This window comes from Boseongicola sp., from assembly GCF_057460485.1.
The window spans coordinates 1-7,288 of record NZ_JBVCWP010000191.1; the positions used below are offsets into that span (position 1 = coordinate 1).

Annotated in this window: 7 protein-coding genes; 2 read left to right on the forward strand and 5 right to left on the reverse strand. The window is 56.4% G+C overall.

Annotated features, from left to right (window positions below):
• Positions 1-571: ZIP family metal transporter (locus tag AC221Y_RS17280; protein WP_486707846.1), on the forward strand; the 571-nt coding region annotated here is incomplete at its 5' end.
• Between the two features lie 313 nt (positions 572-884).
• Here the strand turns inward: AC221Y_RS17280 and AC221Y_RS17285 are convergent.
• Complete coding sequence (locus AC221Y_RS17285) at positions 885-1,445, reverse strand: dipeptidase (protein WP_486707847.1); 561 nt, start codon at positions 1,443-1,445, stop codon at positions 885-887.
• An 87-nt stretch (positions 1,446-1,532) separates the two neighbouring features.
• Positions 1,533-2,540, reverse strand: coding sequence for a hypothetical protein (locus AC221Y_RS17290; protein WP_486707848.1), 1,008 nt, complete (start codon positions 2,538-2,540; stop codon positions 1,533-1,535).
• Positions 2,541-3,011: 471 nt separating this feature from the next.
• Between AC221Y_RS17290 and AC221Y_RS17295 the strand changes: the two genes are divergently transcribed.
• The gene (locus AC221Y_RS17295) at positions 3,012-4,037 is read left to right on the forward strand and encodes a ligand-gated ion channel (protein ID WP_486707849.1); all 1,026 of its coding nucleotides are present in this window, start codon (positions 3,012-3,014) and stop codon (positions 4,035-4,037) included.
• A gap of 191 nt (positions 4,038-4,228) precedes the next feature.
• On the opposite strand, the gene AC221Y_RS17300 is transcribed toward AC221Y_RS17295, so the two are convergent.
• The 3 genes from AC221Y_RS17300 to AC221Y_RS17310 all read right to left on the reverse strand — a co-directional run bounded on the left by AC221Y_RS17300 (position 4,229) and on the right by AC221Y_RS17310 (position 7,010).
• On the reverse strand, positions 4,229-6,073 hold the full coding sequence (locus AC221Y_RS17300) for an ABC-F family ATP-binding cassette domain-containing protein (RefSeq protein ID WP_486707850.1): 1,845 nt from the start codon (positions 6,071-6,073) through the stop codon (positions 4,229-4,231).
• 31 nt (positions 6,074-6,104) lie between these two features.
• Positions 6,105-6,275 carry a recombinase zinc beta ribbon domain-containing protein gene (locus AC221Y_RS17305; RefSeq protein ID WP_486707851.1) on the reverse strand — a complete coding sequence of 57 codons (171 nt, stop codon included), beginning with the start codon at positions 6,273-6,275 and terminating at the stop codon, positions 6,105-6,107.
• A gap of 123 nt (positions 6,276-6,398) precedes the next feature.
• Positions 6,399-7,010, reverse strand: a complete 612-nt coding sequence (locus tag AC221Y_RS17310; protein ID WP_486707852.1) for a MarC family protein — start codon at positions 7,008-7,010, stop codon at positions 6,399-6,401.
• Between the last annotated feature and the right edge of the window lie 278 nt (positions 7,011-7,288).

A 7,288-nucleotide genomic window follows, 5' to 3' on the forward strand; every position in this document is an offset into this window, starting at 1 on the left:
CATCGAACTGATGCCGCGAATTCTTCCGGCCACGCCGAAATGGGTCATAGCTGCCGCGTTCTTGATTGGTGCTGCGATCGCCCTGGCTCTTGCGCTGTTGGCGCGTAGGGTAAGAGGTCCTGGCCGGGGCCGGGCCTGGATGGTGTGCGTCGCCGTCGTGGCGGACTTGTCGAGCGATGGACTGATGACAGGTGTGGGTGCTGCGGTCGCGAGCGGTCTTGGGTTTCTGATCGCCGTAAGCCAGTCGGTGGCGAATATTCCGGGCGGGTTTGCGGCGACGGCAAGTCTGCGTCAACACGGTGTGTCCAGAAAGCAGCGCATGACCGTAGCGGCGTTGCTATTCATTCCGGCTGCGCTGAGCTGCGGCCTCGGCTACTGGCTGCTCAGAGATGCGAGCCCGACAGCTCAAAACGCGGCGCTGATGGTAATCGTCGGTCTTCTTGTGGTGACAACGATTGAGGACGTCGTGCCGGAAGGGGATGCGTCTTTGAAGCTGCCCCGATGGATTTCGACCACGGCATTGGCACTAGGCTTCGTCGGCATTGCATTGCTGTCGACTTATTTTCATTGAGTTTGTAATCGGCCGGGATTGTTCGGGCGCGCTGACTACTACCGAAGGGCGGCTTTAGGCTGGTGAATTCTCATACTCTTTGGAGGCAGAGAGAGACGGTTTGGTTGCGGACTGCCAGCACCTGGTTGCACCGTATCGAAGCTCCGACGTCAAAGTTTAGGCTGTGATCGAACAGGTCGTATCGTCTTGCGTAAAGAATGTCCGCTTTCAGGGCTGGAGCGGACATGTCCACTCCGCTCGACAATGTCGCCTAATGACCCAAAGCAGACATTGATCAATCGCCAGCGGCGACCAAGTGATAGGGGAGCGGAAGTCAGCCGATTGTGTCTTCGATTAGACGCAGAAAATTCCCACCCATGATCTTCCCAATCTCCTGGTCGTTAAACCCGCGCGCAACAAGTCCACGGGTGAGATTTGGATAGCCGGAATTGTTCTCCATACCCTCGTGTCCGTCTGACCAGGGCCACAAGCTTTCACTGACGCCAACAGCCTGTTGTGCGGCAGGTCCCCATTCCGGGGCTGTGAAGATTTCCTCTAGCGATGCGGCAAGGATTAAGTCGGACCCAAACGCGACGTGATCAATGCCGATCAGGTTCACGGCAGCCTCGATGTTATCGACATAGTCAACCACCGAGCACCGGTCGGTCCCGTTCAGTGCCCCTGGGGTACTAACTAGACCAAATACACCACCCTTTTCGCCGAGTTTCTTCAGCGCCTCGTCCGATTGAGTTCGCGGGTTCTTCACACGCGATGCCATGCCTGCATGGGAGCAAGCAATTGGCTTCTCTGAAACCTCTACTGCGTCGATGAGTGTCTGTGGCTTGCAGTGACCCGCATCAACAAGAATGCCGATTTCGTTTCTCTTCTGCACCATCTCGCCGCCCCATCCACGCTCCGATGTCGGCTAATGACCCTAAGCGGACATGCTCAGCGCCAGCATCTATGTGTGCTAAGTGCCAACTCAAACGAGAACAGTTAGGTGCCAGGCAAAGAGCAACATCATCGTTAGCAAAATGACGAGAGCAATAAGCGTCCCGGTTACCAAAGGCCACCAACCATGCGCTCTCCGTTGCAGAGGAAGCCATAGAAAGACCAAAATGGTTGCCGGTAGTGCTTGGAAGGCAACAATGCCGGCCACCCCGCTGACGCGATGAAGCAGCAACGCTCCAATCACCATAACTATGAGACCGGCAAGAACCCAGTTCGTGATGCGCTTGCCCTCATCGGGGCTCGGCTTATCCTCAACGGCAATCATCTCCACAAGCCGCGATAGGGTCGGGCCAAAAGCGATTGCAAAGCCTGCCACAGTTAGCAAGATTCCCGCGATGTCGAGCCATGGCGGTTCGAAACCACCGAACAAACCGAGCTTAAGCCCAAAGATCGCGAACACAATCTCTCGCAACGTCATAGCTGAGAAATTCTCGACCGTTCCAGCGCCTAAGACATACTCGCCCGTTTGGCCTGTCGGGTCGAATACAGCGATGTAGGCCGGGACCCCGGCAGGCAGTTCAACCGTTCTGGTGCCGCTCTTCCAGTAACGCTCCATTGAGTAAGGTTCGAAGAAGACGGACCGAGACGCGGACTTGTAGTCCGTGACGAAAATGGCGCCATAGCCTTTGGGCAGGTGAACCGGGAAGTCCTCCTGGGCTTGGACACCAAGTCCATACGCAATCAGTGCAACCGTGGGCCGGAACTCTGAGAGCGAAGAGCGTACCGGCACCAGGACACCGAAGGGTAGCGGGTCACTCTTGGACGGCGTGAAACGATATAGATCCACCTCATCCGGCTGGCCGAGACGGCCATAGATTGCCGCTGAGGCAAAAGTTGGATCTACGATCGGAACTGCAAGTGCCAAATTGGCTTGCGCCGTCTGCTGCGGTTCAGTTGGTTCCAGGATTGGATTGTGAGCGAATACCGGCGCAACGCTGACCAAGACCGAAACGATGCACAAACTTGTGGCGCGGATCATCTGCGATTTCCAGCTGACAATTTCGTTGCCGGAAGGAGTTATACTCGTCAACTCGCGCATAGAGAATATTCGCCAAGCCACATAAACAGGACAACTTCGACGGAATGTCCGCTTTCGGCACTTAGCAGACTTAAATGAAGAAGCCGAGGATGTCTGCTTACGAATCCAAAGCGGTCGTGCCGTATCGGCGGCTCGATGTCCGCTAATGACCCAAAGGCCCGGTGGCCTATGACGGCATTGGCGCAGACTACGAAGCCGTCAGCGGCAAGGTCTGGTCCTAAGCCTTACGCTGGCAACTGTCAGAACCTCTTCGGTCGGGTTTTTTTGGCTGGGTCGAAGATCACCTGTATGTCCGGCGTGATGTGGGTGAGTGCCAAAAAAAAGCCAACGCCGTATTGCCTAGCGGTCCGCCGGGGTCTTAAATCAACAGCGATGTGTAACCGTCGGTGTCTCACTGGGATCTTCTACTTTATGGCGTTGATGTTGTCCCGGACGGCTGTTTTGTTCGCTGTACTCACGCTTTCGACGGTCGTCTCAGCCGAAACGCGGAGCGTGCAATCAGCTGATAAACCTATTGTCGTGCAGGTCGGGATCGAACTCAATCAGATCATTGATATTGATCAAAAGGCTGAGAGCTTCAAAGCCGAATACACATTTAGGCTACGTTATCGGGAGCCTAGGCTCGCTTTCGAACGTGCGCCCGACGATCCACCTTACAGGATGATGACAGTTCGCGGCTTTTTGACGAAGTTGCAAGAGGCCGGCTTGATCTGGCCAGATATCGTGCTGGCGAATAAGCAAGGTGTCCGCGCCATCAACTTAGAGAATATTCAGGTTTACCCCGACGGTGAAGTCCAATACTACGAACGCGCCACTGCGGCTTTTCAGGCACCAGATTTCGATTTCCGGAACTTTCCGTTCGATGTCCAAGATTTCTATATCCGGGTGGTCTCTATGGCGCCTAAGTCGACTTTTGTATTCGAATCACTCCCAGGCACTACAGGTATCGGTGATCAACTGGGCGAACAGGAATGGGTGCTCGTCGATTCATGGAGCAAGTTTGACACAATCATTGGCGTAGGTGACCAGGAACACTCCCGCTTTTCTTTGGCCTTCAAAGCGCATCGGCATGTTCTTTACTACATAGTGCGGATCTTCGTTCCGATGTTGGTTATCCTGATGGTCTCTTGGCTTACCTTCCGGATGAAAGACTACGTGAAACGCGTTGACCTCGGCATCACGGTGCTCCTGTTGTTAATCGCGTTCAATTTTACTCTCGGGAGCGATCTTCCTCGGCTTGGCTATCTGACCTTCGTCGACGTCTTTATCGTGGGGACCTTTTTAATTACCGCCGCAGTCATCGCGTTGAATATCCAATTACGCGTTTTGGAAATTCAGGACCGCAATGCTGACGCCGCGCGGCTAGACCGGATTGCGATGTTGGGATATTGGCCCGCGTACGTACTGGGCATGTCAGCCGCACTGCTCTTAATCTGAAGTCTCGCACGAGGAGCCCTGGCAACACTTAGCGCGCAGCGAATGTCCGCTTTCTGGCCTAGAGCGGACGTTCCTAAGCCACCATCTACATGTCTTCTAATCGCCCAATGCTCATCGACCCGAGTGCCGTAAAAGGGCGCCTTAAATCCCGACGTGGCATTGGCTCACCCGTTAGTTTCTTGCGTCGTGCCTTACTGGGCGAGAGATGTGCCGGCGTTCGCCGCGATCTCTTCTTGTAGTAGTTCAAGCCGCAACCACACTTCTTCCAAGGCGGCAAGCTCGATTTGCGCTTTGTTCAACGCGTCTGCTGCTGCCGTGAATGCGTCGCGGTCCTTCGCATAGAGGTGCGGATCGGACAGGACTTTCTCAAGCCGACGTATCTCTGCCGTGAGCTTATCCATCCGCTCTGGCGATGTTTTCAAAAGATGCTGTTCTTTGGGGCTCAGGCGATTCCGAGGAGCAGGCGCGGATTTTGCGGGTGACGACCTTGGCGCGCGCTTTTTCGCTGCCGGCTTGTCCCGCTTCGGCGTACCCGTTCCAGCGCCCCGCTGCGCCATCATGTCGGCATAGCCGCCGGCATATTCGATCCACAGCCCGTCACCTTCGGACGCAATGACCGACGTGACGGTGCGGTCGAGGAAGTCGCGGTCGTGGCTGACGAGCAGAACGGTTCCCGGATAGTCCGCCAGCAATTCCTGCAACACGTCCAAGGTCTCAAGATCGAGATCGTTGGTGGGCTCATCGAGAACCAGAAGGTTGGAAGGATGCGCTAGTGCCAAGGCCAACATCAATCTGCCCCGCTCGCCGCCCGACAGCACCTTGATGGGTGTGCGGGCCTGTTCAGGCTGAAACAAGAAATCCTTCATGTAGCTGATGATGTGACGCTCTTCCCCATTAATGATGACGGTGTCGCCGCTTCCGCCGGTCAGTGTCGCGGAGACACTTCTCTCGGGGTCGAGTTGATCGCGGCGCTGATCAAGCTTCGCCACTTCGAGATTTGTGCCGAACTTCACGCGGCCAGCGTCCGGTTGAAGCGCACCGGTGAGTATATTGATGAGCGTCGTCTTGCCGGCCCCGTTGGGTCCGACGAGACCAACCCGGTCGCCGCGGGCGATTTTGATGTTGAAGTCACGCACCAGGTCCCGGTCGCCATAGCGTTTAGCGATACCCCGCGCTTCGATGACTTTCCGCCCGGACTCGTCGGCCTCATGGGCCGACATCCTCACGCCGGCCTGTACGCGATTGCGCTTGGCGACCGAGCGCTCACCGCGAAGCGATAATAGGTTCTCGAGACGGCGCTGATTGCGCTTTCGCCGGGCGCTGACGCCATATCGCAGCCAATGCTCTTCGCGGACAATTTTCCGGTCGAGCTTGTGACGGGCCGTCTGTTCTTCTTCGAGCACACCGTCGCGCCACGCCTCGAACGCGCCGAAGCCCTTTTCAATCCGCCTGGTAATGCCGCGATCGAGCCAAACCGTCGCTTGCGAAAGAGTCTCCAGGAAGCGCCGGTCATGGCTGATCAGCACCAGGGCTGAATGGGAAGCCTTGAGCACGCTCTCCAATCCCTCGATCGCGGCGACGTCGAGATGGTTGGTGGGCTCATCGAGAAGGAGAATATCTGGGCACGGAGCCAAGACCTGCGCCAAAGCCGCTCGCCGAATCTCGCCGCCCGACAGATTTGCGGGCGACTCATCGCCGTTCAGCCCCAAACTCTCCAACAGATAGCGCGCGCGATGAGGATCGTCGCCGGGGGCAAGCCCCGCTTCGACGAAGGCGCGCGTGCTAGAATAAGCGGAGAGTTCTGGCTCTTGAGGCAAATAGCGGATGGTTGCGCCAGGCTGAACAAAACGGCTGCCGTCTTCGGGCTCGATCATGCCGGCGGCGATCTTCAGCAGAGTTGATTTGCCCGAGCCATTGCGGCCCACCAGGCATAGGCGCTCGCCTTGCCCGATCGACAAGACCGCGTCGGACAGCAGCGGGGTGCTGCCGAAGGACAGTGAGATGTCCTTGAGAAGGAGAAGGGGTGGGGGCGCCATGGCTCGTGCTAATCCGTCTTTGCCTCAACGCCTAGACCTTTTCCTTGAGGCCGACAAGAATGCGCGCTTCAATTTCCTGCCGGGTCACGGTGGCGCTGTTGTCACATGTCGATTTGCTGCGCTGCGTTGCACCGCGGTAGCGGTTTTGTGCCACGATGGTGAACCGGCCACCGCAACGACCGCATTTGAGGAGGCCAGACAACAGGAACTTCCGGCGATGGGCCGGTCAACGGCATTGCCATTCTCGTCAGTCGAATCTGGAACGATGCCTCACTCTGACGGAGCTTTGCCGCATCCCAGGCCCGTCTCATACCCTCACTTGTCGTCATAAGTTCGAGCCAATTACACCCCAATTCTGTAAGGCATGTACGAACACGTGAACGGCGAGCCCTGCTTGGAGTACGGCGAATACCCAGCCTAGAAGTTTGAAACTTACAACGCCCACCAGATCAATGATGCGCTTGGCGAACAACATTCCAATAAGGTTGAGGGCCATAATCACAACGAGGATGAGAATGACTTTCTTAGCTAGGTCCGCATTATCGCCCGCCAGCCCCATTGCCATGAGTATGGCCATTGCGCCCCAAGGAGTAATTATTATTGGTATCGCAACAGGAGATAGCGCCGGGTGCTTCGGCTGTGCGTCTGAAGACGGCGCGGTCTTGTCATTGGCAAGCACCTGATAGGCTGACAGAAATAGCAAGATGCCTGCTGCGATCCGAAGATCGTCAACGGTGACACGCCAACCCGCCCCGATAGCAGGCATAATCAATGCGATCACCAGTGATATCGCTAAGCCGAGGAAGGCGCCCTTTAGGGCAAGTGCGCGTCTTTCCGCCGGTTCCATATCTTTTGACAGCGCGTAGAAACCTGGAATGGCCTTTATTGGGCCGAGCGTGACCATGAAAATTGTGAATACAAATGCGATATCAAGCATTGGACCTACCTACTATTTGATTGCGAGCAACGTTTCTCCGTTGTGGGCATGATCAAGCTGTCGCGGTCGCAACTTGGTCAGCTTTTTTATGCGCCTTTGTTGGCCTGAACTAGCGTGTCGGACCGTCTCCCTCAGATCGCTCGACATCTCGCGCCGTACCCAAGGGAGCGTATGAGCTGCTCTCAGGGTCACTGTCCATCAGGCCAGCGCAGCGGTTTGGTGGTGAAGGGTGCGCGAGGGACCTTCCGTTTCGTCAGTCCGCTCTGGCGCAGACGCCA